The sequence below is a fragment of the bacterium genome (genome assembly GCA_024228115.1).
Classification (GTDB): domain Bacteria; phylum Myxococcota_A; class UBA9160; order UBA9160; family UBA6930.
In genome coordinates this window covers 1-2,087 of record JAAETT010000544.1, presented here as the reverse complement: position 1 = coordinate 2,087, position 2,087 = coordinate 1, and the positions used below count along the sequence as shown (strand labels likewise).

The following is a 2,087-nucleotide window of genomic DNA, read 5'->3' as shown; positions in this document are numbered from 1 at the left end:
TCTCACGCGCCAAGTCCAAGCCTGGCAAGACGATCGCAACCGAACGACGAAGGGCGTCGACTGGCAATTCACGACCCAACAAGCCCGCGTGAAACTGCGACGACTCTACCCCCAGCTTTTGGTGTGACAAGGGACTAGCCACGTCCGGAGTGCCTAATGAGTCGATCCGAAGCTCGAACCCGGGTCCGCCCGCCGAAGCAGGAGCGGAGCCGCCAGTCTCTTCAGAGAATCCTCGAAACCGCTCGGGAGTTCCTTTCCAAGCGGACTCCGCCCGATGTTTCCCTGCGAGAAATCGCGACCGCCGCGGGTGTTTCGGCGAGCAGCCTGTTCGCGCGCTTCCCGAGCAAGGACGCTCTGCTCGACCACCTCCATGTCGAGTTCTGCCAGGACCGCCTCGAAGAAGTGCAGCAGGTCGTCTCTGCTCTCGAGCGGAGCCGGAGCTCCCTGCACCAGATCACCTACGAGGGAATCTATACGCACCTCGATCGGTCGCGGACGTGGGGCGGTCTCGAGCGCGCCTTCGAGATCGCTGCATCCCAGCACGATCGCATCCGCCAGCGAGAGGAGAGTTTCCAGCGCCAGCGGCTGGTCCTCCTGACGGCCTTCGGCACCCGCCTGCTGGACCGCCCGGAGGGCGAGATCGAGTCGCTGCTCAAGATGGTTCTGGCCGGCGGGCGTGAGCTGTCCGGCGAGGCACCGGCCGGTGACGAGCTCGACGAGAGCGGCCGCCAGGCGCTGGCACAGGAGCTGACGGTGCTGGTGCTTCGGGCGCTGGGCGTGTCCGAGCAGGCGCAGACGCCGTCTGTCCCCGAGCCGGCCGCCGCCCAGTCCCGGGTCGGAGAGCACGGTTGCCAGGACACCCATGCCCGTATTCTCGCGGCTGGGCTCCGCGTCTTCGACGGCCGCCGCCTCGCCGACATCAGCGAGGAGGAGATCGCCGCCGTCGCGGGCATCCCGCCGGAAGAGCTTCGCGCCCACTTCGAGAACAAGGTGTTGCTACTCCATGCGCTTCTGGATGATTTCAGTCACGAAGTGGTCCAGACCATTGACGAGCTCGCGGAAAGCACGGAATGGGAGGAGCGCACCATGCGCGATCTCGTGCGGGACGTCGTCACGCGCTACATGCTGTACTGGGAGCGCGAGAGCGGTGTGATCAAGACGATCCGCAGCGCCGAGCTCAGCGACGAGGCTCTCTTCCAACGCCACTACCAGCTCAAGCGGGATATCGAGAAGCGCGTCCTCGCAGTGGTCAAGCTCATCGGGCCCGGTCTTGCCATCGAGCCCGGAGACGAGGGACGCTTCCGCCGAACGGTCCAGGTGCTCGCCGCGGCGACTCGCACGGCCGTCGAGCGCCCGTACGTGTACGACATCACGGAAGGGGGGATCGGGAAGGAGCAATGGCTCGACGAGTTCGTGGAACTCGCGCTCCGCGCCCTCGATCTCCCCGAGGCCAGGGGCAATTCTCCGGTCGTTTCGTCTACCTAACGAAATCCCACCTATGGGCCTCTGCTGCGGATTTCTCATCCAGAGTGTTCTTGCTCGCCAAACCGACCCCCACGACCACCAGCGGGCATGAGTTGCTCAACCTTTCCCCCGATCTCACCACCACTGCTCACCCCAGGACAGGGACTCGAGGACGGTGTTAGTATCTCCGGTCTTCGGGGAGCCCCTATGCTGGACATGCTGATCCCTGCCGCTGGAACCCTCAGCCCGACCGAACGGATGCGGGCGCGTCTAACGCTCGCCTCGCTGGTCGTCGCCAGCGCGGTGTTCGCGATCGAGGCCTCCGTGCAGGTGAGTCGAAGCCAGCTGGAGCTCGCGATCATCTCCGGGGTCACGGTGATGGGCTTGTCGATTCTGCTGGTGACACTTCGCCTGACCGGGGCGGTTCGCCTGGTGGCGCAAGGTGCAATCGCGGTGCTGGTCGTGCACGCGCTCGCCAAGATCCTGGGTGTTGGCGATCACGAGAAACCGTAGAAATCTGATCATCTAGCCGTGGTCGCGCGCGAGTGCTGGTTTCTCGTCAGAACGGCGAATCGGTGTCGGTCGGATCGGTGTCGAGTTCGCGATCGAGAGCCGCGAGGTAG

2 protein-coding genes are annotated in these 2,087 nt (G+C 64.9%); both read left to right on the top strand.

All coding sequences use genetic code 11. The features are described from left to right. The first annotated feature begins 156 nt into the window (after positions 1-156). On the top strand, positions 157-1,485 hold the full coding sequence (locus GY937_22440; GenBank protein ID MCP5059473.1) for a TetR/AcrR family transcriptional regulator: 1,329 nt from the start codon (positions 157-159) through the stop codon (positions 1,483-1,485). Positions 1,486-1,680: 195 nt separating this feature from the next. Beyond that, a complete protein-coding gene (locus GY937_22435) occupies positions 1,681-1,977 on the top strand; it encodes a hypothetical protein (GenBank protein ID MCP5059472.1) in 297 nt (98 codons plus the stop codon). Positions 1,978-2,087: the final 110 nt, after the last annotated feature.